Origin of the sequence: Kingella pumchi (assembly GCF_022288825.1) — a bacterium.
GTDB classification, from domain to species: Bacteria; Pseudomonadota; Gammaproteobacteria; order Burkholderiales; family Neisseriaceae; genus Kingella_D; species Kingella_D pumchi.
Window position 1 is genome coordinate 137,119 of record NZ_JAKOOW010000006.1, and the last position, 26,575, is coordinate 163,693.

Annotated in this window: 28 protein-coding genes; 15 read left to right on the top strand and 13 right to left on the bottom strand. The window is 57.0% G+C overall.

Annotation, left to right across the window (positions count from 1 at the left end; genetic code table 11):
* Positions 1-170: 170 nt before the first annotated feature.
* Positions 171-1,760, bottom strand: a complete 1,590-nt coding sequence (gene nirK, locus MB824_RS02070) for a copper-containing nitrite reductase (protein WP_238745498.1) — start codon at positions 1,758-1,760, stop codon at positions 171-173.
* Between the two features lie 433 nt (positions 1,761-2,193).
* Between nirK and MB824_RS02075 the strand changes: the two genes are divergently transcribed.
* From MB824_RS02075 to MB824_RS02085, 3 genes are all read left to right on the top strand, one after another.
* Positions 2,194-4,440, top strand: coding sequence for a nitric-oxide reductase large subunit (locus MB824_RS02075; RefSeq protein ID WP_238745501.1), 2,247 nt, complete (start codon positions 2,194-2,196; stop codon positions 4,438-4,440).
* A gap of 195 nt (positions 4,441-4,635) precedes the next feature.
* Positions 4,636-4,875, top strand: a complete 240-nt coding sequence (locus tag MB824_RS02080; protein WP_238745504.1) for a hypothetical protein — start codon at positions 4,636-4,638, stop codon at positions 4,873-4,875.
* A gap of 242 nt (positions 4,876-5,117) precedes the next feature.
* A complete protein-coding gene (locus tag MB824_RS02085; protein ID WP_238745507.1) occupies positions 5,118-5,690 on the top strand; it encodes a hypothetical protein in 573 nt (190 codons plus the stop codon).
* A gap of 147 nt (positions 5,691-5,837) precedes the next feature.
* Here MB824_RS02085 and ychF read toward each other — a convergent pair whose 3' ends face one another.
* Entirely contained in the window at positions 5,838-6,929 is a 1,092-nt protein-coding gene (gene ychF, locus MB824_RS02090; RefSeq protein ID WP_238745509.1) for a redox-regulated ATPase YchF, read from the bottom strand.
* Positions 6,930-7,173: 244 nt separating this feature from the next.
* Between ychF and MB824_RS02095 the strand changes: the two genes are divergently transcribed.
* From MB824_RS02095 to gltA, 8 genes are all read left to right on the top strand, one after another.
* Positions 7,174-7,953: a TatD family hydrolase gene (locus MB824_RS02095; protein ID WP_238745512.1), complete on the top strand. Its 780-nt coding sequence runs from the start codon at positions 7,174-7,176 to the stop codon at positions 7,951-7,953.
* 89 nt (positions 7,954-8,042) lie between these two features.
* Positions 8,043-9,125 (top strand): beta-N-acetylhexosaminidase, encoded by a 1,083-nt coding sequence (gene nagZ, locus MB824_RS02100; protein WP_238745515.1) that lies wholly within the window; start codon positions 8,043-8,045, stop codon positions 9,123-9,125.
* A gap of 459 nt (positions 9,126-9,584) precedes the next feature.
* Positions 9,585-9,968 (top strand): succinate dehydrogenase, cytochrome b556 subunit, encoded by a 384-nt coding sequence (gene sdhC / locus MB824_RS02105; protein ID WP_238745516.1) that lies wholly within the window; start codon positions 9,585-9,587, stop codon positions 9,966-9,968.
* Positions 9,962-10,309, top strand: coding sequence for a succinate dehydrogenase, hydrophobic membrane anchor protein (gene sdhD / locus MB824_RS02110; protein ID WP_238745518.1), 348 nt, complete (start codon positions 9,962-9,964; stop codon positions 10,307-10,309). The genes sdhC and sdhD overlap by 7 nt, the downstream gene beginning before the upstream one ends.
* 4 nt (positions 10,310-10,313) lie before the next feature.
* Entirely contained in the window at positions 10,314-12,077 is a 1,764-nt protein-coding gene (gene sdhA / locus MB824_RS02115; RefSeq protein ID WP_238745520.1) for a succinate dehydrogenase flavoprotein subunit, read from the top strand.
* A gap of 92 nt (positions 12,078-12,169) precedes the next feature.
* On the top strand, positions 12,170-12,877 hold the full coding sequence (locus MB824_RS02120; protein ID WP_238745522.1) for a succinate dehydrogenase iron-sulfur subunit: 708 nt from the start codon (positions 12,170-12,172) through the stop codon (positions 12,875-12,877).
* Between the two features lie 113 nt (positions 12,878-12,990).
* Entirely contained in the window at positions 12,991-13,239 is a 249-nt protein-coding gene (locus MB824_RS02125; protein WP_238745524.1) for an FAD assembly factor SdhE, read from the top strand.
* A 62-nt stretch (positions 13,240-13,301) separates the two neighbouring features.
* The gene (gene gltA, locus MB824_RS02130) at positions 13,302-14,582 is read left to right on the top strand and encodes a citrate synthase (protein WP_238745526.1); all 1,281 of its coding nucleotides are present in this window, start codon (positions 13,302-13,304) and stop codon (positions 14,580-14,582) included.
* A 157-nt stretch (positions 14,583-14,739) separates the two neighbouring features.
* On the opposite strand, the gene MB824_RS02135 is transcribed toward gltA, so the two are convergent.
* The 8 genes from MB824_RS02135 to prmA form a co-directional block, all read right to left on the bottom strand.
* Positions 14,740-15,816, bottom strand: coding sequence for an AI-2E family transporter (locus MB824_RS02135; protein WP_238745529.1), 1,077 nt, complete (start codon positions 15,814-15,816; stop codon positions 14,740-14,742).
* 62 nt (positions 15,817-15,878) lie between these two features.
* The gene (locus MB824_RS02140; RefSeq protein WP_238745532.1) at positions 15,879-16,568 is read right to left on the bottom strand and encodes an energy-coupling factor ABC transporter permease; all 690 of its coding nucleotides are present in this window, start codon (positions 16,566-16,568) and stop codon (positions 15,879-15,881) included.
* A 189-nt stretch (positions 16,569-16,757) separates the two neighbouring features.
* A complete protein-coding gene (gene tfpZ / locus MB824_RS02145; protein ID WP_238745535.1) occupies positions 16,758-17,495 on the bottom strand; it encodes a TfpX/TfpZ family type IV pilin accessory protein in 738 nt (245 codons plus the stop codon).
* A 31-nt stretch (positions 17,496-17,526) separates the two neighbouring features.
* A complete protein-coding gene (locus MB824_RS02150; RefSeq protein ID WP_328516365.1) occupies positions 17,527-18,039 on the bottom strand; it encodes a pilin in 513 nt (170 codons plus the stop codon).
* Between the two features lie 15 nt (positions 18,040-18,054).
* Complete coding sequence (locus MB824_RS02160; protein ID WP_328516366.1) at positions 18,055-18,483, bottom strand: pilin; 429 nt, start codon at positions 18,481-18,483, stop codon at positions 18,055-18,057.
* Positions 18,484-18,722: 239 nt separating this feature from the next.
* Entirely contained in the window at positions 18,723-18,953 is a 231-nt protein-coding gene (locus tag MB824_RS02170) for an NGO_0222 family membrane protein (protein WP_238745537.1), read from the bottom strand.
* A 157-nt stretch (positions 18,954-19,110) separates the two neighbouring features.
* Positions 19,111-19,788 (bottom strand): hypothetical protein, encoded by a 678-nt coding sequence (locus tag MB824_RS02175; RefSeq protein ID WP_238745539.1) that lies wholly within the window; start codon positions 19,786-19,788, stop codon positions 19,111-19,113.
* An 18-nt stretch (positions 19,789-19,806) separates the two neighbouring features.
* On the bottom strand, positions 19,807-20,697 hold the full coding sequence (prmA, locus tag MB824_RS02180; RefSeq protein ID WP_238745541.1) for a 50S ribosomal protein L11 methyltransferase: 891 nt from the start codon (positions 20,695-20,697) through the stop codon (positions 19,807-19,809).
* Positions 20,698-20,947: 250 nt separating this feature from the next.
* Between prmA and rpsT the strand changes: the two genes are divergently transcribed.
* Complete coding sequence (gene rpsT, locus MB824_RS02185; RefSeq protein ID WP_238745544.1) at positions 20,948-21,211, top strand: 30S ribosomal protein S20; 264 nt, start codon at positions 20,948-20,950, stop codon at positions 21,209-21,211.
* 104 nt (positions 21,212-21,315) lie between these two features.
* On the opposite strand, the gene rlmH is transcribed toward rpsT, so the two are convergent.
* Both rlmH and MB824_RS02195 read right to left on the bottom strand, forming a co-directional pair.
* Positions 21,316-21,786, bottom strand: a complete 471-nt coding sequence (rlmH, locus tag MB824_RS02190; RefSeq protein WP_238745547.1) for a 23S rRNA (pseudouridine(1915)-N(3))-methyltransferase RlmH — start codon at positions 21,784-21,786, stop codon at positions 21,316-21,318.
* A gap of 75 nt (positions 21,787-21,861) precedes the next feature.
* On the bottom strand, positions 21,862-22,377 hold the full coding sequence (locus tag MB824_RS02195) for a hypothetical protein (RefSeq protein WP_238745550.1): 516 nt from the start codon (positions 22,375-22,377) through the stop codon (positions 21,862-21,864).
* 195 nt (positions 22,378-22,572) lie between these two features.
* On the opposite strand from MB824_RS02195, the gene MB824_RS02200 reads away from it, so the two are divergent.
* Complete coding sequence (locus MB824_RS02200) at positions 22,573-23,580, top strand: S49 family peptidase (protein ID WP_238745552.1); 1,008 nt, start codon at positions 22,573-22,575, stop codon at positions 23,578-23,580.
* A gap of 88 nt (positions 23,581-23,668) precedes the next feature.
* A complete protein-coding gene (locus tag MB824_RS02205) occupies positions 23,669-24,367 on the top strand; it encodes a hypothetical protein (RefSeq protein WP_238745554.1) in 699 nt (232 codons plus the stop codon).
* Positions 24,368-24,505: 138 nt separating this feature from the next.
* On the opposite strand, the gene MB824_RS02210 is transcribed toward MB824_RS02205, so the two are convergent.
* Entirely contained in the window at positions 24,506-25,351 is an 846-nt protein-coding gene (locus tag MB824_RS02210; RefSeq protein WP_238745556.1) for an FKBP-type peptidyl-prolyl cis-trans isomerase, read from the bottom strand.
* 207 nt (positions 25,352-25,558) lie between these two features.
* Here MB824_RS02210 and prmB point away from each other — a divergent pair, with 207 nt between their 5' ends.
* Complete coding sequence (prmB, locus tag MB824_RS02215; protein WP_238745558.1) at positions 25,559-26,494, top strand: 50S ribosomal protein L3 N(5)-glutamine methyltransferase; 936 nt, start codon at positions 25,559-25,561, stop codon at positions 26,492-26,494.
* The last annotated feature ends 81 nt before the right edge of the window (positions 26,495-26,575 follow it).

Here is a 26,575-nt window from a genome sequence, read left to right on the forward strand (position 1 = left end):
TGAAAACCTTGCGGCACAGGTGCGGCACTTGGCGCCGTTTGGTAAAAGCTGCCGCCGGCATACGGCGCAAACGGCAGCAGCAGGCTGTTTATCGGATGGCGTTGAAAAAAGCAGCCTGAAAGCCGTTGCTTGCTTTCAGGCTGCCTTCCCCCTTTTTTAACGGCTGACGCTTAGCGCGCTTTGGCAACGTCGGCAGCGCTTACCTGGCCGCCTTTGTTACCGAAGCTGTTGAGTACGAAAGTGAGCACGTTGGCTACTTCGTCGTCTTTCAGCGCCACAGCGGGCATTACGCTGTTGTACTCTTTGCCGTTTACGGTGATTTTACCGCTAAGGCCTTTGACTACGGCTTGAATACCGCGTTTGTGGTCGGAATTCAGGTAGTCGGAACCGGCCAGCGGAGGAAACGCACCTTCTACACCTTTGCCTTCCGGACCGTGGCAGGCGATGCAGTTGGCTTTGTACACCGCTTCGCCCAGTTTGATTTGGGCGGATTTATCGGCTTTGCCGGCATCGGCTTTTTCGGAAGCAGCTTCTTTCTTAGCCGGTTCGCTGCCTGCGGGTTTGGAAGCAGGAGCAGCCTGGCTGCCGGTAGCGGCATCAGAAGCGGACTTACCGGCTTCTTGGTACACGCCTTCAGTCAGTTGGCCGGTGTAGATAGACGGGTTTTTCTCGCCATCAACTTTCAACTGACCCAGAGAGCCTTTGTTGAAGGTACGGAAGATGGAGTGGTCAACCAGAGTGTAGCTGCCGGGAACATCGACTTTGAAATCAACGATTGCCGCACCACCGGCCGGAACCAGAGTGGTTTGAACGTTTCTATTGATCAAGTCGCCGCCCTCAACGTGTACGGTGTCGAAGATTTCGCCGATAACGTGGAAAGAAGAAACCAGGTTCGGGCCGCCGTTACCGAAGAAGATACGCACTTTGTCGCCGGCAGTGGCTTTCAGGGCGTTGTCGCCGGCAATCGAGCCTACGTGGCCGTTGAAGACAACGTATTCAGGCTGCTCTTTGATGGCTTTTTCCATGTCGAAGTCTTGCAGACCGGCTTCGCCGTATTTGCCTTTGGTGTAGAAGTCGCCTTGGACAACGTAGAACTCTTTGTCCACTTTGGGCAGGCCGCCTTTGGGCTCAACCAAAATCAAACCGTACATACCGTTGGCAATGTGCATGCCCACAGGCGCGGTGGCGCAGTGGTAGATATACAGGCCGGGTTGCAGTGCTTTGAAGCGGAAAGAAGTAACGTGGCCGGGCGCGGTAAAGGTGGCTTCGGCACCACCGCCGGTACCGGTTACCGCGTGGAAGTCCACATTGTGCGGAACGGTAGAGTCGGAACGGTTGGCAAACTGCACTTCCACGGTATCGCCGTGACGGACACGGATCATCGGGCCGGGAACACTGCCGTTGAAGGTCCAGTATTTGTACTCGACACCGTCAGCCATTTTCATGACTTTTTCCTGAACTTCCATTTTCACCATTACTTTGGCGGCATGGTTACGCTCGATGGGAGGCGGCGCTTCGGGCGCATGGGTCATCACCGCATCGATCACTTCCAGCTGATCTTCCGGAATTTCGGGCTCGTCTGCTGCAGCTACTTGTGAAGCGGCTTCAGAAGCAGCAGTATTGGCAGAAGCGGTTTCCGCCGGCGAAGCGACCGCCTGCCCGGAAGCTGCGGGTTTGGCATCCGCAGAGGGCTGCGGGCTACACGCGCCCAATGCAAACAAGGAGGCAATCAGAGTTGCCAAAAGGGTTTGTTGCTTCATAGTGGTTCCTCTCTATAAAGAAGATGATGAAAAATAAACTACACCAGGTTCCTTTATTGACATACTACAAAACTTCGAGCCGCAATCTTATCATTAAAACGGCTTGTGTCGGTTTGTGAAAATTATGTGTTAAGGCAATTTAAAGCACATTGACGCAAATCAAATTTTTATCAGCAAAAGGGTAGTATCGTGAAGCCGTGTACTGAAGTTTATGATTTTGCTTAAATACGCTTTAAACATGACGCTATTGTCCGCCAATGCGGCGATACCACACACTCCGCCAAAAGGAGTAATAAAGTAGAGTTGTATTTAAAGATATTTTCGCAAATGATAAATCCGGTTCACTCCGCTTTTGAATTCGTGTACAATCCTTAACATTCATTATTTATGAATGATAAAATTTCTTATTTGTTTGTCAAACTAGGAGCACATAATGGGTCAATACAAGAAACTCTGGTACGCGCTGATTGCCGTACTGATTGTGACCTTCTCGATACTCGGCTATCTCGGCACAGAAGTGTATCGTCAGGCACCCCCCTTCCCCGATAAGTACGTTACCGCATCGGGCGAAACCGTTATCACCAAGGAAGACATCCTTGCCGGCCAGTCTGCCTGGCAGAGCACCGGCGGTATGGAAGTCGGTTCGGTAATGGGTCACGGCGCATTCCAGGCGCCGGACTGGACGGCCGACTGGCTGCACCGTGAAGCCGAAGCCTGGCTGAATATTTCTGCCGAAGAAAAATTCCAGAAAAAATACGCCGACTTGGGCAAACCCGAACAAGCCTCCCTGCTGGCCGCTCTGCGCGAAGAATACCGCAACCAGAGCCAGCCGCGCGAAGACGGTACCGTGGTACTGTCTGAAACCCGTCTGAAAGCCATCAAGGCCATCACCCCCTACTACCTGAGCGTGTACGGCGACGATCCGGCGTTTGAAAAAACCCGCGAATCCTTCGCTATGAAAAACAACACGCTGCCCGACGCACAAGCCCGCAACAAGCTGACCAACTTCTTCTTCTGGACAGCTTGGTCCAGCTCCACCAACCGCCCGGGCCACACCTTTACCTACACCAACAACTGGCCGCACGAACCGCTGCTGAACAACGTTCCCACCACTGAAAACTACATGTGGTCGTTCGCTTCTTTCGTGTTCCTGCTGATGGGTATCGGTTTCCTGGTATGGGGTTACCACTTCCTGCGCAAGCACGATAAAGAGCCGGAAGCTCCGGCTGCCGACCCTTTGGCAAAAATCGCGCTGACTCCGTCGCAAAAAGCCCTGTGGAAATACGCTGCGCTGACCGTAGTTCTGTTTATCGTACAGATCCTTCTCGGCGGTCTGGTTGCCCACTACACCATTGAAGGCCACTCTTTCTACGGCATTCCGCTGTCTGATCTGCTGCCCTACTCTCTGGCGCGTACCTGGCACTTGCAGTCCGCCCTATTCTGGATTGCCACCGGCTTCTTGACTGCGGGTCTGTTTATCGCCCCGATCGTCAACGGCGGCAAAGACCCCAAAGGCCAACGCTTGGGTGTAAACCTGCTGTTTATCGCCCTGTTTATCGTGGTGGCCGGTTCCTACTCAGGCAACTTCTTCGCCATTACCCACATCATGCCTCCGCACCTGAACTTCTGGTTCGGCCACCAAGGTTACGAGTACCTCGACCTCGGCCGCTTCTGGCAGCTTCTGCTGTACGTCGGCCTGCTGTTCTGGCTGTTCCTGATGCTGCGTTGTACCGTTAACGCTTTCAAAGCCAACGGCGACAAAAACCTGCTGACCATCTTCGTTGCCTCCATCGTCGGCGTGGGCATGTTCTACGGCCCCGGCCTGCTCTACGGCGAGCACACCACTCTGGCCGTAATGGAATACTGGCGCTGGTGGGTGGTTCACCTGTGGGTAGAAGGCTTCTTCGAAGTATTCGCCACCGCCGCCCTGGCATTCGTGTTCTACAACCTCGGTCTGGTCAGCTACCGCTCCGCCACTACCGCTTCACTGGTTGCCGGCAGCCTGTTCTTGGTCGGCGGTGTACCCGGTACTTTCCACCACCTATACTTCACCGGTACCACCACTCCGGTAACCGCAGCCGGTGCTTCTTTCTCCGCACTGGAAGTAGTTCCCCTGATCCTGCTGGGCCATGAAGCCTACGAACACTGGTCTCACCAGCATGCCGCTCCGTGGATGAAACGTCTGCGCTGGCCGCTGATGTGCTTCGTTGCCGTAGCTTTCTGGAATATGCTCGGCGCCGGCGTGTTCGGCTTCCTGATCAACCCGCCGATCACCCTGTACTTCCTGCAAGGTCTGAACACCACCGCGGTGCACGCACACGCCGCCCTCTTCGGTGTGTACGGCTTCCTGGCTCTGGGTTTCGTGCTGATGGTCGGCTGCTACATCAAGCCGCACTTCACCTACAATGAAAAACTGATGACCACCGGTTTCTGGATGCTCAACGGCGGCCTGTCCCTGATGATTGTCAGCAGCCTGCTGCCGGTAGGTATCTTCCAAGCCGCAGCTTCCATCACCCACGGCCTGTGGTATGCCCGCAGTGAAGAATTCATGCAACAAGGCTTCTTGGAGCTGTTCCGCTGGATTCGTACCTTTGCCGACTTGATCTTCATCGGCGGCGCTTCGCTCTTCGCTTACCAAGTGATCAAAATGTCTCTCAGCCGCGACAAAAGCCAAGCCTAATGTCTGAGCGCTGAAGACACACTAAAAGCAGCCTGAAAAGTTTTCAGGCTGCTTATATTTTGCCCCGCACATGAGGGCAAGCAATAAAAGTCAAATCGGACAGTATCTTAGGCGGTTGCTTGACAAACCAGCCTGAATCGTATCGTAAGCGAGATTCGCCCTTGTGTGTTTTTGTAAAACCACAGGGGCATTTTCATGCAAAACGAACGTCAAAAAATCTACATCACGCTTGAGCTTAACGAGGGAGTTGACGTACTCAACCGTGAACATCTCTCCACCGTAAAAACGAAAGAACAAATCCCTGAATTTTTCGCCCTACTCAAACAGTTTGCCCAGCTTTCGCAGGTCGATTTGGTAACCATTCGTAGCGAACAAGAGCTTATCCGCTTCATTGAAGCGGAAAATTTTAGCCGCATGGTCGAGGCTCGCGCATGATTGCCAACACCATCGCAGCACCGCGCCCCGCAGGGGCGCAGTGCCTTCCTTGTCTAAATAGAAACATCTCAATCCGTCCATCTTTTTTATTACCCTAATCCCTTTTCAGGCTGCCGGCAGCCGCCAAACGCGGCAGGCCAAACCCGTTTGCGGGCACCGGAAAATCCCGCTAAGATACGCGCCGCCGCCGCCCCGGATAAAAGCAGGCGGCGGTATCCCGCAACCCCATACAGGAGCTTTTTATGAAACGTCTCTCTGCCCTATTACTCAGCGCCCTGCTGGCCGGCCAGGCCGCCTATGCCGCACCGGCGCCGGTGAAATTCGACGGCAAAACCTTCGGCAAAGAATTTGTCGGCGTGATGGAACACGGCAACCGGCTCAAAGAATACGTTGCCAACGGCGAATCTTTCGAAAACTGGAGCAGGCTCATCGGTATCCGCTACCAAGAAATGCCGCAGCTGAACAACGACCCCGCCGCCATGGCCAAAGCGCTGGCAGTTACCCTGCGCCAAAACAACCCGCAGGCCAAATTCGAAATCACCCACGATCCCCAGCAAAACATTGCCGTGATCGACTTTATCACTTGGAAAACCGGCGCTGCCAACGACGGCACCATGGAAATCAACGCCTTCAAATACTGGCAGAGCGCCGACAAAAAAGGACTCTACTCGCTGCAGCTTGCCCAGCGTGTGCGCACCGCCGACTACAAAGACCAGCAAAAAGCCGTGCAGGCGCTTAAAAACATTCGCAGCAGCCTGCTCAAGCAAATCCGCAGCGCCAACCACCAAGCGGTGGAAAAAGCCCTGCAGCGCTAAGCGTAGTTTTTCAGGCAGCCTGAACCCGCCCAAGCAACAGCAAAAGCCCGCGCCGGATGCGATTCCGTCGCGGGCTTTTCATAGCGCACCAAAGTTTTCAGGCTGCCTTTGCAAGCAGCCTGAAAAGGATACAGCGGCGGTGTCGCGCTATACGTTAAACAAAAAGTGCATCACATCGCCATCCTGCACCACATATTCCTTGCCCTCCACGCGCATTTTGCCCGCTTCTTTGGCTTTGGCCTCGCCGCCCAGCGCCACAAAGTCTTCGTAAGCGATGACTTGGGCGCGGATAAAGCCGCGCTCGAAGTCGGTGTGGATCACGCCGGCGGCCTGCGGCGCGGTGTCGCCTTTGTGAATCGTCCACGCACGCACTTCTTTCACGCCGGCGGTGAAGTAGGTTTGCAGGCCGAGCAAATCGTAGCCCGCGCGGATCAGGCGGTTCAAGCCCGGCTCTTCCAAGCCCATTTCGGCCAGAAACTCGGCTTTTTCGTCGTCTTCCAGCTCGGCAATTTCGCTTTCCATCGCCGCGCACACGGCAACCACCGGCGCGTTTTCTTTGGCGGCCAGCTCTTTCAGGCGGTCGAGATGCGGATTGTTGTCAAAGCCGTCTTCGGCCACATTGGCCACATACATCGCGGGTTTGACGGTGAGCAAAAACAGCGGGCGCAACAGCGCGGTTTGTTCGGCATCCAGGCCGAAAGAGCGTACCGGTTTGCCCTCGTTCAGATGCGGCAGCAGGCTCTCGAGCAGGGCGACCAGTTTTTGCGCGTCTTTGTCGCCGGATTTGGCGCGTTTGCCTTCGCGCTGGATGGCTTTTTCCACGCTCGCCAAATCCGCCAGCGCCAGCTCGGTGCCGATGGTTTCGATGTCGGCAATCGGATCGATCTTGCCGGAAACGTGGACGATATTGTCGTCGTCAAAACAGCGCACCACGTTCACAATGGCGTCGGTTTCGCGGATATTGGCGAGAAACTGGTTGCCCAGGCCTTCGCCTTTACTCGCGCCCGCCACCAGGCCGGCGATATCGACAAACTCCACAATCGCCGGCTGCATTTTTTGCGGATTAACGATTTTCGCCAGCTGTGCCATGCGCGGGTCGGGCACTTCGACGATGCCGACATTGGGCTCGATGGTGCAGAAGGGGTAGTTTGCCGCTTCGATGCCCGATTGGGTCAGGGCGTTAAACAGGGTGGATTTGCCGACGTTGGGCAGGCCGACGATGCCGCATTTCAAACTCATTTCAAGGCTTCCGTGAAGAAAATCAAAGGGGCGGATTCTAGCATAAAAGGCAGCCTGAAACGCCGCGCCGCCACATACGGCAGGCAGCCTGAAAAGCGGCGCGGGCAAAGCGGATCGGCGCTTTCAGGCTGCCTGCCGCGCGCGGATTGGGGTTTGCAGGATGCCGGCGAATCAAGCACAATGCGCCGTTTTTTATTCCGCGCCGCTTTTCAGGCTGCCTGAAAGGCGCGCGCCCGAACCGCTTATGCAGATTATCGACTCCCACTGCCACCTGAATTTCGACGGCCTGCGCGAGCGCCTGCCCGAAGTGTTCGCCAATATGCGCGCCAATAATGTGGTGCGGGCGCTGGCCATCAGCGTCAGCCGCGACAGCTTCGAGCAGGTGCTGGCCATTGCCGAGCAGTACGACCACGTTTACGCCACCGTCGGCATCCATCCCGACAGCGAAACCGCCGCCGAATTCAGTTTCGACGAACTGATCGAGCGCACCGCCCATCCCAAAGTTGTCGGCATCGGCGAAACCGGGCTGGACTACCATTGGTGCAGCGGCGATCTGGCCTGGCAGCACCGCCGCTTCGCCGTCCACATCGAAGCGGCCAAGCAAAGCGGTCTGCCGCTGATTATCCACACCCGCAAAGCCGCCGACGACACCATGGCGATGCTGCGCGAACACGCCGCACCGCAAGCGGTGATGCACTGCTTCGCCGAAGATTTGCGCGTGGCGAAAATCGCGCTGGATATGGGCTATTACCTGTCTTTCTCCGGCATCGTTACCTTTAAAAACGCCGCCGACGTGCAGGAAGCCGTGCGCTACTGCCCGCTTGATCGGCTGCTGGTAGAAACCGATTCGCCCTTTCTGGCGCCGGTGCCCTACCGCGGCAAGCCCAACGAGCCGGCCTATGTGCGCCACACCGCCGAGTTTCTCGCCACCCTGCGCGGCGACACGCTGGAAAACATCGCCCGCGCCAGCACCGAAAACTTCCACCGCCTGTTTGCCAAAGTCCCGCCGTTGCAAGCAGCCTGAACAGGCAAACCGTTTTTCAGGCTGCCTGAAACCCGCTTTAAAGCAGCCTGAAAACCGTTTCCCCCAACCTTAGCCCAAATCCATCTCCCATGACTGCACCCCATCTTCCGCGCGGCCCGGTAATGGCCGACGTTGCCGCCTACACCCTGAGCGGCCAAGAGCGCGAGCGCCTGCTCGATCCCGCCATCGGCGGCGTGATTCTGTTTCGCCGCAACTTCCAAAACGTCGAGCAGCTCAAAGCGCTCACCGCCGACATCAAATCGCTGCGCACGCCCGAGCTGATTATCGCCGTCGATCACGAAGGCGGCCGCGTCCAGCGCTTTATTGACGGCTTCACCCGCCTGCCGGCCATGGCCGCGCTGGGCAAAATGTGGGACGAACAGGGATGCGAAGCCGCCGAAAAAGCCGCCGAGCAGGTCGGCTGGGTGCTGGCCGGCGAGCTGGCCGCCTGCGGCGTCGATTTGTCGTTCACGCCGGTGCTCGATTTGGACTGGCAGCAATGCGCGGTGATCGGCAACCGCAGCTTCCACCGGCAGCCTGAAACCGTTGCCGCGCTGGCGCTGGCGCTGCAAAAAGGCTTAAACCGCGGCGGCATGAAGTCCTGCGGCAAACATTTCCCCGGCCACGGTTTTGTCAGCGGCGACAGCCACCATGTGCTGCCCGAAGACCCGCGCACGTCCGCCGAACTGGCCGCCGACATCCTGCCCTTCCGCCAACTGGCCGCTCAGGGCATGGCGGCGGTAATGCCCGCCCATGTGGTCTATCCGCAAATCGACAACTGGCCCGCCGGCTTTTCCGCCTACTGGCTGCAGCAGGTTTTGCGCCGCGATTTGGGCTTTGCCGGCGTGATTTTCTCCGACGATCTTACTATGGAAGGCGCCTGCGGCGCCGGCGGCATCAAAGAGCGCGCGCAGCTGTCGTTCGCCGCCGGCTGCGACATCGTGCTGGTGTGCAACCGCCCTGATCTGGTGGACGAGCTGCGCCAAGATTTCAAGCAGCCTGAAAACGCAAAACTGGCCGCGCGCTGGCAAAACATGGCCTGCACCCTGAGCCGCGCCGAAGCGGAAAAACTGGCTGCCGACCCGGACTTTCAGGCTGCCCAATCCGTCTGTGCCGCCTTATCTTCACCGCAAGACACCGCCGGCGGCGTGAAAGTGGGCGAAGCCTTCTGAGCAAACCGACAAAAATTTGATTTGCCGCAAAAGAACAGGCCGGCAGCCTGAAAACTTTTGCGGCAATTTTGCTGCCCGAAAGCGCCGCCGGCAATTTTTACATTTGCAAAAAATAAAATCCTGTTTAGCCAAAAACTATCCTTTTTGCCTAGTTAATGCGATTAAGTTCAAGTTTGGCAATCATTATCAGATAAATTATTCTTTTAAATTATTTATTTAATCTCCAAACTTCAGCTTGCCGCCTTTTGCCGCCGTCTTTACATTTCACAACAGCCCCAAGCAGCGACGGCACAAGCAAAAATTTTTTTCCCAATCAAGACTATTCAATAAGCGATAAACAATGTAAATTATGCATAATGTAGGTTAATGCCAAGCGCCGGGATCTTCCTTAGCGCTTTGTTTTAAGTTCAATAAGTTCAAAGAATAATATCAGTAAGACTTTGATCAAAAGGAATCGAAATGCAGACCAAAAACCGACCTGTATTTCTGGATTTGCGGGTGCTCTCGCGGCACCTGCCGATTCCGGGAATCGTCTCGATCATGCACCGCATCAGCGGCGTGCTTCTCTTTTTCGCCCTGCCCGCCCTGCTGGCGCTTTTGCACGGCTCTTTAAGCAGCGGCGATACCTTTGCCACCTATAAAGCTTGGGGCGGCAATCCCCTGATCAAACTGATGCTGTGGGGCCTGCTGTGGGGCTTCATGCACCACCTGTGCGCCGGCATCCGCTTTTTGCTGATCGATGCCGACAAAGGTGTGCAGCTGCAGCCTGCGCGCAAAAGCGCTAAAGCCGTATTGGTATGCGGTTTCGTTTCGGCTCTGATTTTGGGGGTGGCATTATGGTAAACCGCAAACTGGTCGGCGCCCATTACGGTCTGCGCGATTGGGCGATGCAGCGCATTACCGCAGTAGTCATGCTGGTTTATTCGCTGTTTTTCCTGTTTTTCCTGTTCAGTCTCGCCGGTGCGCAAGACTATTCGCAATGGCAGGCGTTTTTCGGCAAAACCTGGGTAAAACTGTTTACCCAAGTCAGCTTTATCGCCCTGTTTTTACACGCCTGGGTGGGTATCCGCGATTTGTGGATGGACTATGTGAAGCCTTTCGGCATCCGCTTGGCGCTGCACTGCCTGACCATCATCTGGCTCATCGCCTGCACCGTGTATTCCGTTCATGTAATCTGGGGCTGAAAAAATGACTTATCCTATCCGCAAATTTGATGCCGTCATCGTAGGCGGCGGCGGCGCCGGTCTGCGCGCCGCGCTGCAACTATCCAAAGCCGGCATCAACACCGCCGTTTTATCCAAAGTTTTCCCCACCCGCTCGCACACCGTGGCGGCGCAGGGCGGCATTTCCGCCTCGCTGGGCAACGTGCAGGAAGACCGCTGGGACTGGCATATGTACGACACCGTCAAGGGTTCCGACTGGCTCGGCGACCAAGACGCCATCGAGTTTATGACCCGCGCCGCACCGGCCGCGGTGATCGAGCTCGAACACATGGGCATGCCTTTTGACCGCGTGGAAAGCGGCAAAATCTACCAGCGCCCCTTCGGCGGCCACACTGCCGAGTTCGGCAAACGCGCGGTAGAGCGCGCCTGCGCGGTGGCCGACCGTACCGGCCACGCCATGCTGCACACCCTGTACCAGCAAAACGTGCGCGCCAACACCCAGTTTTTCGTCGAATGGACGGCGCTTGACCTGATCCGCAACGAAAACGGCGACGTGGTCGGCGTAACCGCAATGGAAATGGAAACCGGCGAAGTCTATATCTTCCACGCCAAAGCCGTGCTGTTTGCCACCGGCGGCGCCGGCCGTATTTACGCTTCGTCCACCAATGCCTTTATGAACACCGGCGACGGCTTGGGCATCTGCGCCCGCGCCGGCATTCCGCTGGAAGACATGGAATTCTGGCAGTTCCACCCCACCGGCGTGGCCGGTGCCGGCGTGCTGATTACCGAAGGTGTGCGCGGCGAAGGCGGCATTTTGCTCAACGCCAACGGCGAGCGCTTTATGGAACGCTACGCCCCCACTGTAAAAGACCTGGCTTCGCGCGACGTGGTTTCCCGCGCCATGGCGATGGAAATTCTCGAAGGACGCGGCTGCGGTAAAAATAAAGACCACGTGCTGCTGAAAATCGACCACATCGGCGCCGAGAAAATCATGTCCAAGCTGCCCGGCATCCGCGAGATTTCCATCCAGTTTGCCGGCATCGACCCGATTAAAGACCCGATTCCGGTGGTGCCGACCACCCACTATATGATGGGCGGCATCCCCACCAACTATCTGGGCGAAGTCATTGTGCCGCAGGGCGACAATCCCGAAGTGGTGGTCAACGGCCTGTATGCCGCCGGCGAATGCGCCTGCGCTTCGGTGCACGGCGCCAACCGCCTGGGTACCAACTCGCTGCTGGACTTGGTGGTCTTCGGCAAATCCGCCGGCGACAGCATGATCAAATACATCGGCGAACACGAAGAATGGCTGCCGCTGCCTGCCGATGCGGGCGAGCTGACCCGCCAGCGCTTGGAGCGCCTGAACAACCAGACCGGCGGCGAAGACGTTTCCGCCCTGCGCGGCGAGCTGCAGCGCACCGTCCAATCCCATGCCGGCGTATTCCGCACCGACAAGCTGCTGCAGGAAGGCGTGGAAAAAGTGCTGGCGCTGGTCGAGCGTTCCAAAAACACCGAAATCGGCGACAAGAGCCAGGTGTGGAACACCGCCCGCATCGAAGCGCTGGAATTGGACAACCTGATGGAAGTGGCCAAAGCCACCGTGATTGCCGCCGAAGCGCGCAAAGAATCGCGCGGTGCCCACGCTTCCGACGACCACCCCGATCGCGACGACGAAAACTGGATGAAACACTCGCTGTTCTACTCCGCCGACAACCGTCTGGCCTACAAACCGGTTCACACCAAGCCGCTGACGGTCGAGTACATCAAGCCCGCCAAACGCGTTTACTGATTAAAAAACCGGCCGCAAAGATTCAGGCAGCCTGAAAACCTTTCAGGCAGCCTGAAACAGCAAATCCGGATCTGACAAGGAACACCCGCCAAATGGAAAAAATCCGCCTGCAAGTGTACCGCTACAATCCCGACGTGGACGCCAAGCCGTACATGAAAGACTACGAACTGGAAATCGAACCCACCGATGTCAAACTGCTAGACGCCATCGTCAAGCTCAAAGCCCAAGATGACACCCTGTCCTTCCGCCGCTCCTGCCGCGAAGGTATCTGCGGCTCCGACGGCATGAACATCAACGGCCGCAACGGCTTGGCCTGCCTTACCGACATCCGCAGCCTGAAACAGCCCATCGTGCTGCGCCCGCTGCCCGGCCTGCCGGTTATCCGCGATTTGATTGTGGACATGACCCAGTTCTTCAAGCAATACCACTCCATCAAGCCCTATGTGGTCAACGACACCCCCGCCGACCCGCTTAAAGAGCGCCTGCAAACCCAGGAAGAGCGCGCCGAACTCGATGGTCTTTACGAGTGCATTCTCTGCGCCTGCTGCTCCACTTCCTGCCCGTCGTTCTGGTGGAACCCCGACAAATTCGTCGGCCCCTCCGGCCTTTTGAACGCCTACCGCTTCATCGCCGACAGCCGCGACACCATCACCAATGAGCGTCTGGACAACCTGAACGACCCCTACCGCCTGTTCCGCTGCCACACCATTATGAACTGCGTAGATGTTTGTCCGAAACACCTCAACCCCACCCGCGCCATCGGAAAAATCAAAGAAATCATGCTCAAACGGGCAGTGTAAAACTTTCAGGCTGCCCCGCGCTCGTTCGCGGGGCAGCCTGAAAAACACATACGCAGCAAAGCTGATTGCCGCAATAAAGAAACCCGATATCCCGCCCCCAAACGGACAGATTTATGGCACAATTTGACGACACCGCTAAACGGCGCATCCGCTTTCTCACCCGCCGCGGGCTGCTCGAGCTCGATATCCTGCTCGGCCGCTTCATGGCTACCCGATTCCAGCACCTCAGCGACGACGAACTCGCCGTGTTTGTGGAAATTCTGGATTTGCCCGACCAAGAGTTCCTTGCCCTGGTCAACCAACACCAGAAACCCGAGCGCCCCGAATTCGAGCCGCTGCTGGAAAAAATCAGGCAGTCGTAAAGTCTTTTCCGCTTTCAGGCTGCCTGTTCCCTTCCAAGTAAAAAACCTATAAGGAGCAAGAGATGTCCAACACCGTAAAACTGCAAGGCGCAGGCTTTGACACCATCGAACTGCCGGTACTGCAAGGCACATTAGGCAACGATGTCATCGACATCCGTGCGCTGAAGCAAAGCACCAACATGTTCACCCTCGATCCCGGGTTTGTGTCCACCGCCAGCTGCGAATCCAAAATCACCTTTATCGACGGCGACAAAGGCCTGCTCTACTATCGCGGCTACCCCATCGAGCAGCTTGCCGAACACAGCGACTATCTCGAAGTCTGCTATCTGCTGATTTACGGCGAGCTCCCCACCAAAGAACAGAAAAAAGCCTTCGTCAACACCGTTACCCGCCATACCATGGTGCACGAACAGCTTACTTGGTTCTTCCGCGGTTTCCGCCGCGACGCCCACCCCATGGCTATGATGGTCGGCGTAGTCGGCGCCCTGTCCGCCTTCTATCAGGACAGCCTGGAAATCGCCGATCCCGAACACCGCAAGGTCGCCATCTACCGCCTGATTTCCAAAATCCCCACCATTGCTGCCATGTGCTACCGTTATTCCAACGGCTTGCCCTTCAATTTCCCGCGCAATGACCTCTCCTACACCGCAAACTTCATGCACATGATGTTTGCCACCCCCTGCGAAGCCTACGAACCCAACCCCGTTCTGGTACGCGCGCTCGACCGCATCTTCATCCTGCACGCCGACCACGAGCAAAACGCCTCCACCTCCACCGTGCGTCTGGCCGGCTCTTCCGGCGCCAACCCCTTCGCCTGCATCGCCGCTGGCATCGCCAGCTTGTGGGGTCCGTCCCACGGCGGCGCCAACGAAGCCGTGCTCAACATGCTGGCCGAAATCGGCGACGTTTCCAACGTAGCCTCCTTTATGGAAGGCGTCAAAGCCAAGAAATACCGCCTGATGGGCTTCGGCCACCGCGTGTACCGCAATATGGATCCGCGCGCCGCCATCATGAAGCAGACCTGCGACGAAGTGCTGAACGAACTCGGCCTGCACGATGATCCGCGCTTCAAACTGGCGATGGAGCTGGAACGCATCGCCCTGAGCGATCCCTACTTCATCGAGAAAAAACTGTATCCGAACGTCGATTTCTACTCCGGCATCGTACTTTCCGCGCTCGGCATCCCCGTGTCCATGTTTACCGTTATCTTCGCCCTCGCCCGCACTGTCGGCTGGATTTCGCACTGGCACGAAATGATCAGCGAAGGCCAGAAAATCGGCCGCCCGCGCCAGCTCTACACTGGCTCCCCGCGCCGCGACTTCGTTGCCGAAGACAAACGCTAATCCCTTAGTAAAGCAAACAGGCAGCCTGAATTTCAGGCTGCCTGTTTTGATTCGGCTTTAATCTGCATCGCATTCGTTCTGCCCGTTTAGGCAGCCTGAAACCAAAAACCGGCATCCGCCGAATCATGCGGGCGCCGGTTCCGGCTTTTCAGGCTGCCTACTGGCTACTGCGGTAGAAACTGCTGCGCCAGTAGTGGCTGCTGGCTTCCTGCAGCAGCACCATCGACACCGCGGCCAGCGGCAGCGCGAGTAGCAGGCCGGCAAAGCCCATCATCTGGCCGAAAGCCATCAAAGAAAAAATTACCCAAAACGGCGACAAACCGATGCGGTCGCCAACGATTTTCGGCGTGATAAAGAAACTCTCCAAAAACTGACCGACGGCAAACACGCTCCACACCGTCAGCAAGCCGTGCCACGAACCGAATTGCAGCAGCGCCGCCAAAGTGGCCAGAAGCAGGCCGGTGAACGCGCCCAAATACGGCACAAACACCAGCAGTCCCGCCACCATACCGATGGCAAAGCCGGATTCCAAACCGGTAAGCATCAGCCCCAGCCCGTAAAGCAGCCCCATAATCAGCATTACCAGCAGCTGCCCGCGCAAAAAGGCGCCCAGCACTTTATCGATATTGCCGCCGACGCGGTTATAGGCGGCCAGATAGCGGCGCGGCACCATTTTGCGGATACCGTCCTCCCAGCGCGCCCAATCGAGCAAAAAGTAATACAGCAGCAGCGGCAGCAGCACCAGATTGCTTAGGCCGACAGCCAGCGACGAGCCGCGCTGCAGCAGCATGGGCATCGCCTGCTGCAGTTGCCGGCTGATGTTTTGCGCGTTATTGCGCACCCAAGTAGAAATGGTGTCGGCATCCAAAGTCAGATGCTGCCCCAGATGGCCGTTTAACCACGGCAGCGCGGTGTGCTGCACATAATCGGCCATCTGTGGAATGAGCAACACAATCTTCTGAATCTGCCCCGCCAGCATCGGCACAATCACCAGCAAAAGCGCCGTCAGCACAAAAAAACCAAACAGCATCACCCACATCGCCGCCCTACCCCGCTTGATGCCGTGCTTTTCAATCCGGCTCACCAATGGATTCAGAATATAGGCCAGCACCGCGGCAATGATAAAAGGCATCAGGATATCGCGCAGCAGGTGGAAAAACAGCACCAGCGCGGCAATCAGCGCGAACCCGGCCAGCCACGGCAGCCACGGCCGCTTTTTATGGGAAAGATACATAAACACAGTCCTCAACAGGTTTTCAGGCTGCCTATTATCGCAAAGGCAGCCTGAAAAAGGCATTATTTCCAAATCTGCGGTCCGCCGCCGAGATAGCGCGCGTCGTCAAACGTTTTCAGCACCTGCGGCAGCAACGAAACGAATACGGCGGTAAAGATGCCGTTTAAGAATCCTTCGCCCCACGAAATCAGGAAAAACACTGGATACACCGATTCGCGCAACACCGCAGCGGGAAACACGCCCGCCCACAGCAAAGAGAGCGTAACCAGCGTGCCGGCCAGCAGCATGCCCAACACAGCGGCAACAAAACCGAAAATAAAAATATAGATAAACAAATGCTTGGGTAAAGCCCGCTCGCCCCAGCGGCGCACCCCCACGCTAAGCACGCAGGCCGGCAGCACCACCGCCAGCACATTCAAAGGCAGCGCCGCAAGCATCGCATGCTCGGGCTGCAGCAGCGCATACAGCAGCGCCCACGCCGAGCCGATCCAAAAGGCCGCCGGCGCACCCACCATCAGGCACACCAGATTCAAGCCGAGGAAATGGTAATCCATCCCCGCCATATGCCCGGCCTGAATATCGATCCGCAGTAGCCAGGCAAACCCTGCCGCAGCCGCGGCCAGCACCGCCGATTGCGGCGACGACCGAACAGCACACAGCGCCGGCTTAGCCGTTGCCGCCAAGAGCGCCAGCCACAACACAGCCGCCGCCCACAAGAGCGAAGCGGGAAACCAATCGGCGTGGAAGTTCATGGGCTTATTCCTAATCGATTTTCAGGCTGCCTGACAAAGCAGCCTGAAAACACTGCTGAAAAAAGGGCGCAGTATAGCGTTTTTTACGCATCAGCGGCTTTCAGGCTGCCTGAAACGCACAAACAGCAAAAACGGATATTTGCCATACCGCTTGCGGTGCCAAATATCCGTTATGCCGTGCCGCTATCATTACCACGGACGCAAATCAACGACGGCAATGATTTTCTCCTGCTTGCTATCCAGCAAAACCGCCATATCCACCGCCGGCGCTTTCAGCGGCTGGTAGCTGTCAGCCTCAGGGTGAGTGGCGAGAATTTGCTTGACTTGTTGTGTGTCGTTGTATTTTTCCAGCTCATCCAAAGTGTGCTGTGTTTTTTTTATTTCACGCCATGTGCCACCGTCTATCGGCTGATAGAGATCAGCCTGCATAGCAGGACTGATACCTTCTTGGAGTTCAAGAAAAGTGCGCTCGTTTTGCTCAGCTACATCTTTATAAGGACGAACGGCAAGCCACTGCGGAGAAAACCATGGGTTATTTTGGTACTCCGGAAGTATGACCTTAGCAGAATCGCGAGAAACCGTATCTGCCTGCACTATTTCGAATCTTACTTTATCAAATGCTAAATATACTGGCCGACTAATAGCAATGCTATACATGCCGTAAAGATAAGCAGAAAACTGAATAATTAAAATTACAAGTAAGTCAAATTTTAACGTTTTTTTCTCTTTACTGCTGGCAACAATCAGAGTGAGTAAAGGACCCAACACCACATCAATACCCAGCATTATCAAGAAAATACGGGTAACGCCCACTGCTTTTTGCAGTGGATCCGGATGCCAGACATTGAAGACTAAATACAGTCCGCACAAGGCAACCAAACCAGAACACAATAAATGGATTCCAGCCACCTTGAATCTGAATTTCATTACACTCCCTAATTACAAAAGTATTGCTATATCACTGACAAGTACTCGGCAAACGAGTCTTTCCTACGGTTCCTTCACACCGCCAAGTAATGATCTGTCGATTATTCGGATTTGGAGTTGGAACTATGACTACGGTTTTACCAGAATTGGCACCTTTATCAAAGGTTGCAACGATAATACCGTTATTCGGCTGTACTTGCACTCCGCCAGCAGAAAAATACTTTCCTTTAAGCGCCCCTGCAGCACTCATAATAGGATTTCCCGCAACAGGAAACACTCCCGTTTGCCAATAATAGGCACCGATATCGGTTTTTAATCCCTCCACAGATTTTATTGCTTCCAGCGCTTGAGCACGGGCAACATAATCCTGATAAGAAGGCAGAGCAATCGCTGCCAAAATCCCAACAATAGCAATTACAATCATCAGTTCAATCAGGGTAAAACCACGGCTCATCCTGTGTATGTTTTTCATCATTATTCTCTTTAATAAATAGATTCTTGATTCGGAAAAGAAGCCCTGCTTAGGCAGGGCTTCTTTAATCACACACCTTCTAACCAATTATTGGCAAGAAGAAGGCAAACGGGATTTTTCAATAGTACCAGCACAAGTCCACTTAGTAATCTGACCATTGGCGGCATTAGCAGTAGGAGTGATAATCAAGTTCTTACCGCTGTTAGCACCAGCATTGAAGGGGACGGTGATTACGCCAGCAGTCACAGTCACAGTATTCTTGGCAAAATATTTACCACTCAGTTCTGCTACTGCAGTTTTCAGCGGCTCATTGGTGCTATCAGGCAGCGTATTGGTATCAGCATAAATAGCGGCAATATCAGACTGGATACCAGAAGTAGCTTTAAAGCCCTCAGTAGCTTGCGAACGAGCGATGTAGTCTTGGTAAGCCGGCAGGGCGATGGCGGCCAAAATACCGATAATGGCGATTACGATCATCAGTTCGATCAGGGTGAAACCTTTTTGGATTGCTTTCATGTTTTATCTCCAGATAAAAATACAGCACCTGTGTGAATGAATATCTTGCCGTGCGGTGCTGCGGGTTGGTTTCGGCAAGTATCTTTGCTTGCAAGGTATTAAGCTTTTGCGGTGCCAGTTTTGCCAAAAAATAAATAAGTTAATGAATAAAAATGAAAAAATATCCTAAAAATATTTTCAGGCTGCCGAAAAAATGCGGCGGACATGGCGTGTTTGCGGCAGCAGTCTGCCGTTTTTTGTCATTTTGATTGCGGCGGACGGGCGTTTTGCGCCTGTGCGATGGCTCGGGCGCGCAGATAAAGTGCCAAACAGGCGATTTGGGCGAAGGCGGCGGCAAAGGAAAACACAAAGGCGGCTACGCCGAATTGGCGGCTGCCGGCGGCCAGCAGATAGCTGCCGGCGGCCACCAGGGCTATAAACAGCAGGGTAAAGAAAACAAGCAGGATAAAGTAACGGCGGACAGGATTCATGGCAAAAGACCGGTAGTTGTGAATAAAAGCGGGGGAATATTTTTGGGCTGAACGCCATTACACCAATGGTAATGGCAGCGCTTTGGCGCATCTTCATAATGGAAAAGCAGCCTGAAAAGAGTTTCGGGGCTTTTCAGGCTGCTTTTGGCTTTAATGTTTAGGGGAACATCATCATCAGATAGAAGAGCTGGAGAATCAGCACAATCAAAGCGGCGATGGTGGCAATGGTCCAGTTGATTTCGTGGGTGGCAGCCGGCGGCAGGGCGGGCGGGGACGGCGGCTGGTTGGGCACGGCGGGCGAGAGCGGCTGCGGGGCGGCGGGATCACCTACCAGCGTGAACACCAGATTGTCGGTATGGATGGTGATGTTCTCGCCCTGCGGGGTGCGTGCCTGCATGCGGGTGCCGTTTTCTGCCGGCAGCAGCTGCGGCACGTTGGCGGTTTGCTCTTCGCGCTCGAGCAGGTTGAAGGCAAACGGCGCGCTTTCTACTTCGGCAAACTCGGTGCGCTTGGCCTGCGCCGCGGCTTTGCCAGCCGGCTGGGCTTTGGGGATGCGGTATTCTCTGGCCGCTGCGTTTTTGCCGGCTGCCGGCTTGGCTCGGGCGGCCGGATTCGCTTTTTCAGGCTGCTTGGGCGCGGCTTTGCCGGCTTGGGCGGCCTCAGAGGGCACGGCCACGGTTTCTACTGCTTTATTGCTTTTGCCGGTTTGCTTGAGCACGCGGAACATATGATGGCAGTCTTTACAGACCACATGCCCCTGAGTTTTGACCAGGGTTACGCGGCTGTAGCTTTGCGGCTTGCCGCAATCCGGACAGTTGATTTTGATTTCGTTCATAGCGCTTAAAGCCTGTTGTTATCGCTTGCGGCCGCTGAGGCACACCCAGCCTTCGTCGCAGACGGCCGGCTGCATGTCGAACCATTCGGCGTAAACCGCGTTCAATTCTTCGGCCTGCTCCTGCAAAATACCGGAAAGGACGATGCGGCCGCCGCTTTTGGTGCGCTGCGCCAGCATGCTGCCGAGCATCCGCAGCGGATTGGCCAGGATGTTGGCCAGTACGATGTCGTATTGTTCGCCTTCGGGCAGCTCGTCCGGCGTGCCGAAGGCAGCCTGAACGGCGTTTTGCCCGGCATTGGCGCGGGCGGCTTTCACGGCCTGCGGGTCGATATCGACACCCGCTGCTTCGCCGGCGCCGAGCTTGAGCGCGGCAATGGCGAGAATGCCGGAGCCGCAGCCGTAATCGAGCACACGCTCGCCGCCGGCCAGGTTTTGGTCGAGCCAGCGCAGGCACAGGCGGGTGGTGGGATGGCTGCCGGTGCCGAAAGCCAGGCCGGGATCCAGGCGCAGGTTCAGCGCTTCCGGGTCGGGCGAATCGTGCCAGGTGGGGGTAATCCACAGACGCGGGGAAATTTGGATGGGGTCGAACTGCGACTGGGTGAGCCGCACCCAGTCTTGCTCTTCCAGCTCTTCGAGCCGCCACTCGGGCAGGGCAATGCCGATTTGTTCGGCGGCGGCGGCCAGCGCGGCGGCAGGATCGGCGGCGGTATCAAACAGCGCCGTTACCTGGCTTTGCTGCCACACCTGCTGCGCGGGCATGCCCGGCTCGCCGAAAATCGGCTGTTCCTGCTCGGTGCCGGCGTAGGCGTCTTCAATGGTGCTGCACAGCGCACCCTGCTCCATCAGGGCATCGGAGAAGGCTTCGGCGAGCTTTTCGGGAACGGGAACGGTGGCTTGCTGGTAGGACATGGCAACTCGGCACGCGGCGGCGTTAAGATAAAACGGCGGATTCTAGCAGTATTTTGCACTTTCTTAATAACGGATTTGCGTTTTCAGGCTGCCTGCGGGCGCTTTTGTGTTGCGCCTGACGCCGCTTTTGCCCGCGCAAGCGGCCGAGCGCGCGGGAAAAACGACAAACTGCTTGCCAATGTGCAGGCGGATGTTTAGAATGCCGCGTTTTTATTAAACCATTAAACCCTGTATTTAGGAGTAAGAACTTATGGCCAATAGCGCACAAGCCCGCAAGCGCGCCCGTCAGTCCGTGAAACACCGTGCCCACAACGCCAGCCTGCGCACCGCCTTCCGCAGCGCGGTAAAAAAAGTGTTGAAAGCCGTTGCAGCCGGCGACAAAGCCGCTGCCGAAGAAGTTTACCGCCAGTCTGTTAAAGTAATCGACCGCATTGCCGACAAAGGCGTATTCCACAAAAACAAAGCCGCCCGCCACAAAAGCCGTTTGGCTGCCAAAGTGAAAGCGCTGGCTTAATTGTTTGCCCCGTTTGCAAAAACCCGCCCGATACGGCGGGTTTTTTGTTGTTCAAACAAGGGCAAAAGCAGCCTGAAAACTTTTCAGACTGCTTTTCAGGCTGCCTATTCGCGGTGGTAGGGATGGTTGTTGAGTATCGACACCGCGCGGTAGAGCTGCTCGGTCAGCAGCACGCGCACCATGCCGTGCGGCAGGGTCAGGCTGGACAGGCGCAGCAGCAGGCGGGCGCGGGATTTGAGCGCGTCGCTCATGCCGTCGGCACCGCCGATGACAAAGCAGACGTGTTCGCCGTTTTGCTGCCAGTTTTTCAGATGCTGCGCCAGCTGCAATGAAGTCGGCGCTTCGCCGCGCTCGTCGAGCGCCACCAACAGCGCGTTTTCCGGCAGCGCTTCGAGTATGCGCTTTTCTTCCGCCGCCATGCCCTGCTCGGCGCCGATGCCGCCACCGCGCTTTTGCGGTTTGATTTCTTTGAGCGTGTAGCGGATGTCGCGACCAAAGCGCTTGGCATATTCGGCCACCGCTTCGTCCACCCAGCGCGGCATTTTGCTGCCGACGGCCAGTACGGTAATGTTCATTGTGCTTCCTTTTCGGTTTTCAGGCTGCCTGATTGCTTTCAGGCAGCCTGAAAAATATTCTGCGCCGCAAACGCCCTATTCCAGCGGCTCGGCAGGCGGCACCGCCACCGGCGGCATTTCGACGGCCGCCTGGCGCAGGCGGCGCTGGCTACGCCAGGCGGAATAAGCCAGCAGCAGCAGCCACGGCTGGCAGATAGCGACTGCCAGATAGCGCGGGTCGGCAAAAGATACTGTCAGCCGCCCCTGCGCAAAGTCGGCAAACGCCCACAGCCACTGCCACAGCGCCGGCGCGGCAAACACCGCCACAATCAGCAATGCCGTCTGCCGCCAGCCGTTTACCACCAGCATCCGCCCGCGCGCTGCCGAGCGCGACTGCGCCAGCACCGACAGCAAAGCCAAACCCACTACCAGCGCCATACCGCCGTTGGCCAGCACCTGCAGCCAGCCGAAAGCAAATTCGGGCGACACCGGCAGCCCGTCTTTGGGCAGCGGCGCGGCGGACGGCAGCAGTGCCGATTTCACGTTGCCGACCAGTCCGAAAAGCAAATCGGCCAGCACCAGATAGGCGGCCGGCACCGATAAAAACCTCATGGCGCGCTCCGTTGTGGGAAAAACGGCGCATTGTATAGCGAAAGCCGCCGGCGGGCTATGCCGTCCGCCGCCCCGCCCCGCCGCCCTTTTCAGGCTACCTTGCGCCCGATGCGCGCCGCTTTTGCCAGCAGCCTGAAAACCGGCGCGCGCGTTTTCGCTATACAATGCGCCTTTTCCAAGCAGCGAGAAACGACAATGAACTACCGCATCAACCGCCCCGACGGCCAGCCGATGAACCCCGAAGAAGCAGCAAGCGGCAGCTGGGAACAAAACACCCTCAACCGCGTACTGCTCGCCGCCTACCACGAACAGCGCCGCGAGCGCCTGTGGCGCAACATCTGGCGCTTTATCAAGCTCGGCGTTTTCCTATTGGTGCTGGCGCTGGTATTCGGCAAAGGCCAAAACCGCGAAGACTCCGCCTTTGCCGCCGCCCGCAGCGAGCATACCGCCGTTGTCCGCCTTGAAGGCCAAATCGGCGGCAATCCGCACAAAGACCAGGTGGAAATGCTGCGCAAAGGCATGGAAGCGGCCTATGCCAACAATAAAGCCAAAGCCATCATCATCCGCGCCAACAGCCCCGGCGGCTCGCCCGTCGTTTCCAATATCGCCTATGCCGAAATCCGCCGCCTGAAAGCCGAGCATCCGAATATTCCCGTTTACGTCGTTGCCGAAGACGTTTGCGCTTCAGGCTGCTACTACATCGCCGCCGCCGCCGACAAAATCTATGCCGATCCGTCCAGCCTGGTCGGCAGCATCGGCGTGATCGGCAGCAGCTTCGATCTGACCGGCCTGATCGACAAACTCGGCATCAAACGCCGCGTCCACATCGCCGGCAGCAACAAAGACATGGGCGACCCCTTCGTGCCCGAAACCCCGCAGCAGCAGGCCATCTGGCAGCAGATGCTCGACCAGATCCACAACGAATTCATCAAAGCCGTGCGCGAAGGCCGCAGCAAACGCCTCAAAGAAGCCGAAAACCCCGATCTCTTCAGCGGCCGCATCTACACCGGCATCGAAGCGCAAAAAGCCGGCCTGATCGACGGCTACGGCAACGTTTACAGCATTGCCCGCGACGTAGTCAAAGCCCCCAAACTGGTGGACTACACCCCCGAAGACGACAGCCTCAGCGCCCTTCTGAACCAAGGCCTGCGCTCCGAAGCCCAGCAGCAAATCGACAGCCTGATCCGGCACAAAGGCTGGTAAGCCCCGCAGGCAGCCTGAAAGACGTTTTCAGGCTGCTTTTTTGTACCGATCAGGCAGCCTGAAAGCAGCCTGAAACCAAGGAGAAACCATGTCCGCATTCCCCAAAGCCGCCGTACTGGCCGCAGCATTTGTTCTCGCCGCCCACGGCGCCGCCGCCAAAGAACTGTGGCGCCCCTATCAGGATTTGGACGGCCAAACCCGCTATGTCGCCTTTGCCGAGCGCAGCACCACCGAATCCAACAAACCGCTGGCCGAGCGCACTCTGACCGAATTCCAAGGCTATGCTGATGTCAAAAACGCACCCGATGCCGCTTTCGATCGCCTTGGCGATCTCTCCGTGCTGGTAAACGCCGAAGGCGCCGGCCTGGCCGCCATCTTCAATATCGGCAAGCTCTCCTACAACCCGCACCGCCCCGAAGATGCCGCCGAACTTGCCCGTGCCCGCAGTTTTGATTTCTATGAATTCGGCATGCAGCGGCTCAGCCATGGCCGCTACACCGCACCCAACGGCATCTGCCAAGACTTCCGCAACGGCAGCGTACATCTCAGCCTAAGCACCAGCTATTACCCAGAAAACAGCTTCACCGACTACTACACCAGCCACATCGAAGCCGAACTTTCCGCCCCGCGCTCCGCCGCCATAAGCACCTACCGCGCCGCCTTCACCGGCAGCGACACACGCCTGCAGCAGCAGATACGCGAACTCGTATCCCAATACGGTCAGCAGGTTGCCGAAGACAACGTCCGCGAAAAGCTAACCGTGCTGCGCAATGCGCTCTGCCGCTAAAAATCGGAAAAACAGCAAAAGCAGCCTGAAAAGCGGTTTTCTGCTTTCAGGCTGCTTTGTTTGCTTCCGCTTGGCAACCTGAAAACGCAAAAACGCCCGCGAAACTCGCGGGCGTTTTTGCTTGCCGGTTTGGGTGGCTTATTGCTGTTGCTGTTGCTGCATGCCTTGCAGCAGTTTTTTCGCCGCGCCTTTTTCCACTTTGTTGACTTTGATGTCAAACACCAGCACGGAATTGGCGGGGATTTTCGGGCTGGGCGCGCGCTCGCCGTAGGCCAGGTTGGCGGGGATGTAGAGGGTGTATTCTCCGCCTTCTTTCATCAGCTGCAGGCCTTCGATCCAGCCTTGGATTACGGTGTTGTCCACCAGCGGTACGGCAAAGGCATCTTGGCCTTTGTTGGTGTCGAACACTTCGCCGTTGGTCAGGCGGCCTTCGTATTCCACGGATACCACGTCGCCTTTGGCGGCCTGGGCGCCGCTGCCTTCTTTGTTGACTTTGTACTGCAGGCCGGAAGCGGTGGTCTTCACGCCTTCCTTACCTTTGTTTTCTTCCAGGAATTTCTCGCCGGCGGCTTTGGCTTCACCGGCTTTTTTCTCGGCTACTTCGGCGGCTTTCTTGCTCAGGGATTCGGAAAGCTGCTGCGCCTGCTGTTCGCTGATTTTAGAAGGTTTGCCATCCAGGCTCTCGGCGATGGCTTCGGCCAGGACTTTGGTGTCGATTTCGACGCCGTTGCTTTTGAGCTCGGCCACCACCGGCGATTTGCCCAGCTCGTAGCCGATCAGATAGCTGACCTGTTTGGCTTCGGTATCCAAGCCGGCGGGGGCGGCGGCACCAGAGGCGGCAGGTGCAGCGCCAGAAGCGCCAGAAGCGGCAGGAGCCGGAGCTGCAGCGCCGGAAGCAGCGTTATTCTGAACCTGCTGCTGGCAGGCGGCAAGGGCGAAAACGGCGGCCAGTGCGCCGGCAAGCAGAGTGCGGTTGTGTTTCATAATCCGTATATCCTTTTCATCGGGTTGATGGGGTTGAATGAACCGTCCGGCACGCGGCCGAATGCGCGGCATTATATACAATCCGGCCGACGCCGTCATACCGGCAGCCTGAAAGCGGGCAGACAGGGCTTTCAGGCTGCCGCTGCCGTGTGGCGGATGCGGCGAACATTCCCTATAATCGCCCGTTTTTCCACGGAGCCGCCGGCCATGACCACCGACCCCACCGCCCAGATGCAGGAATTGTTTGCCGCCGCAGGCAGCCTGAAAACCGTGCGCGACCTGCTGCGCTTTGCCGTCAGCCGTTTTTATCAGGCCGGGCTGTTTTTCGGCCACGGCAGCGACAATGCCTACGACGAGGCCGCCTATCTGATTTTGCACACGCTGCACCTGCCGCCCGATACGCTCGAGCCTTATCTGGATGCCGAACTTTTGCCGCAGGAGCGCGAGGCGGTGCTGGCGGTGCTGGCGCGCCGCGTGCTCGAGCGCATCCCCGCCGCCTACATCACCAACGAAGCATGGCAGGGCGAGTTTGATTTTTATGTGGACGAGCGGGTGCTGGTGCCGCGCTCGTTTATCAGCGAACTCTTGGGCGAGCCGCTGCTGCCGTGGTTGGAGCATGAAGAGCTGGTTCACCGCGCGCTCGATTTGTGCACCGGCAGCGGCTGTCTGGCGGTGCAGATGGCGCACCACTACCCCGCCGCCGAAATCGACGCCGCCGATATCAGCCTGGACGCGCTGGAAGTGGCGGCAATCAATGTCGAGCGCTACGGACTGGAAGAGCGCATCAAGCTGATTCACACCGATTTGTTTGAGGGGCTGGACGGTGCTTACGATCTGATTGTCTCCAATCCGCCCTATGTCGATGCCGAATCGGTGGCCGATTTGCCCGAAGAATACCTGTGCGAGCCGGAAATCGCGCTGGGCAGCGGCGAAGACGGGCTGGACGCGGTGCGACGCATTCTCGACCAGGCCGCCGCCCTGCTCAAACCGCGCGGCGTGCTGCTGGTGGAAATCGGCCACAACCGCGAAGTGCTCGAAGCCGCCTTTCCCGAGCTGCCCTTTGTCTGGCTCGACACCAGCGGCGGCGACGGCTTCGTCTTTCTGCTGACCCGCGAACAGCTGCTCGGCGAAGCCGCTTTTTAATCTTTTCAGGCTGCCTGAAAACATCCGCAGGCAGCCTGAAAGCCGTTTTTTCCACGGTGCGAAACCCGGTTCCCCGTACCC

Coding starts and splice junctions, on each gene's coding strand:
- nagZ (WP_238745515.1), top strand. CDS start 8,043: ATGACTGCACCCCATCTTCCGCGCGGCCCGGTAATGGCCGACGTTGCC.
- MB824_RS02085 (WP_238745507.1), top strand. CDS start 5,118: ATGAAACGTCTCTCTGCCCTATTACTCAGCGCCCTGCTGGCCGGCCAG.
- tfpZ (WP_238745535.1), bottom strand. CDS start 17,495: ATGAAATTCAGATTCAAGGTGGCTGGAATCCATTTATTGTGTTCTGGT.
- prmA (WP_238745541.1), bottom strand. CDS start 20,697: ATGTCCTACCAGCAAGCCACCGTTCCCGTTCCCGAAAAGCTCGCCGAA.
- sdhA (WP_238745520.1), top strand. CDS start 10,314: ATGACTTATCCTATCCGCAAATTTGATGCCGTCATCGTAGGCGGCGGC.
- ychF (WP_238745509.1), bottom strand. CDS start 6,929: ATGAGTTTGAAATGCGGCATCGTCGGCCTGCCCAACGTCGGCAAATCC.
- MB824_RS02095 (WP_238745512.1), top strand. CDS start 7,174: ATGCAGATTATCGACTCCCACTGCCACCTGAATTTCGACGGCCTGCGC.
- MB824_RS02170 (WP_238745537.1), bottom strand. CDS start 18,953: ATGAATCCTGTCCGCCGTTACTTTATCCTGCTTGTTTTCTTTACCCTG.
- MB824_RS02200 (WP_238745552.1), top strand. CDS start 22,573: ATGAACTACCGCATCAACCGCCCCGACGGCCAGCCGATGAACCCCGAA.
- MB824_RS02140 (WP_238745532.1), bottom strand. CDS start 16,568: ATGAACTTCCACGCCGATTGGTTTCCCGCTTCGCTCTTGTGGGCGGCG.
- MB824_RS02210 (WP_238745556.1), bottom strand. CDS start 25,351: ATGAAACACAACCGCACTCTGCTTGCCGGCGCACTGGCCGCCGTTTTC.
- rlmH (WP_238745547.1), bottom strand. CDS start 21,786: ATGAACATTACCGTACTGGCCGTCGGCAGCAAAATGCCGCGCTGGGTG.
- MB824_RS02175 (WP_238745539.1), bottom strand. CDS start 19,788: ATGAACGAAATCAAAATCAACTGTCCGGATTGCGGCAAGCCGCAAAGC.
- nirK (WP_238745498.1), bottom strand. CDS start 1,760: ATGAAGCAACAAACCCTTTTGGCAACTCTGATTGCCTCCTTGTTTGCA.
- sdhD (WP_238745518.1), top strand. CDS start 9,962: ATGGTAAACCGCAAACTGGTCGGCGCCCATTACGGTCTGCGCGATTGG.
- sdhC (WP_238745516.1), top strand. CDS start 9,585: ATGCAGACCAAAAACCGACCTGTATTTCTGGATTTGCGGGTGCTCTCG.
- prmB (WP_238745558.1), top strand. CDS start 25,559: ATGACCACCGACCCCACCGCCCAGATGCAGGAATTGTTTGCCGCCGCA.
- MB824_RS02120 (WP_238745522.1), top strand. CDS start 12,170: ATGGAAAAAATCCGCCTGCAAGTGTACCGCTACAATCCCGACGTGGAC.
- gltA (WP_238745526.1), top strand. CDS start 13,302: ATGTCCAACACCGTAAAACTGCAAGGCGCAGGCTTTGACACCATCGAA.
- rpsT (WP_238745544.1), top strand. CDS start 20,948: ATGGCCAATAGCGCACAAGCCCGCAAGCGCGCCCGTCAGTCCGTGAAA.
- MB824_RS02125 (WP_238745524.1), top strand. CDS start 12,991: ATGGCACAATTTGACGACACCGCTAAACGGCGCATCCGCTTTCTCACC.
- MB824_RS02160 (WP_328516366.1), bottom strand. CDS start 18,483: ATGAAAGCAATCCAAAAAGGTTTCACCCTGATCGAACTGATGATCGTA.
- MB824_RS02195 (WP_238745550.1), bottom strand. CDS start 22,377: ATGAGGTTTTTATCGGTGCCGGCCGCCTATCTGGTGCTGGCCGATTTG.
- MB824_RS02075 (WP_238745501.1), top strand. CDS start 2,194: ATGGGTCAATACAAGAAACTCTGGTACGCGCTGATTGCCGTACTGATT.
- MB824_RS02205 (WP_238745554.1), top strand. CDS start 23,669: ATGTCCGCATTCCCCAAAGCCGCCGTACTGGCCGCAGCATTTGTTCTC.
- MB824_RS02080 (WP_238745504.1), top strand. CDS start 4,636: ATGCAAAACGAACGTCAAAAAATCTACATCACGCTTGAGCTTAACGAG.
- MB824_RS02135 (WP_238745529.1), bottom strand. CDS start 15,816: ATGTATCTTTCCCATAAAAAGCGGCCGTGGCTGCCGTGGCTGGCCGGG.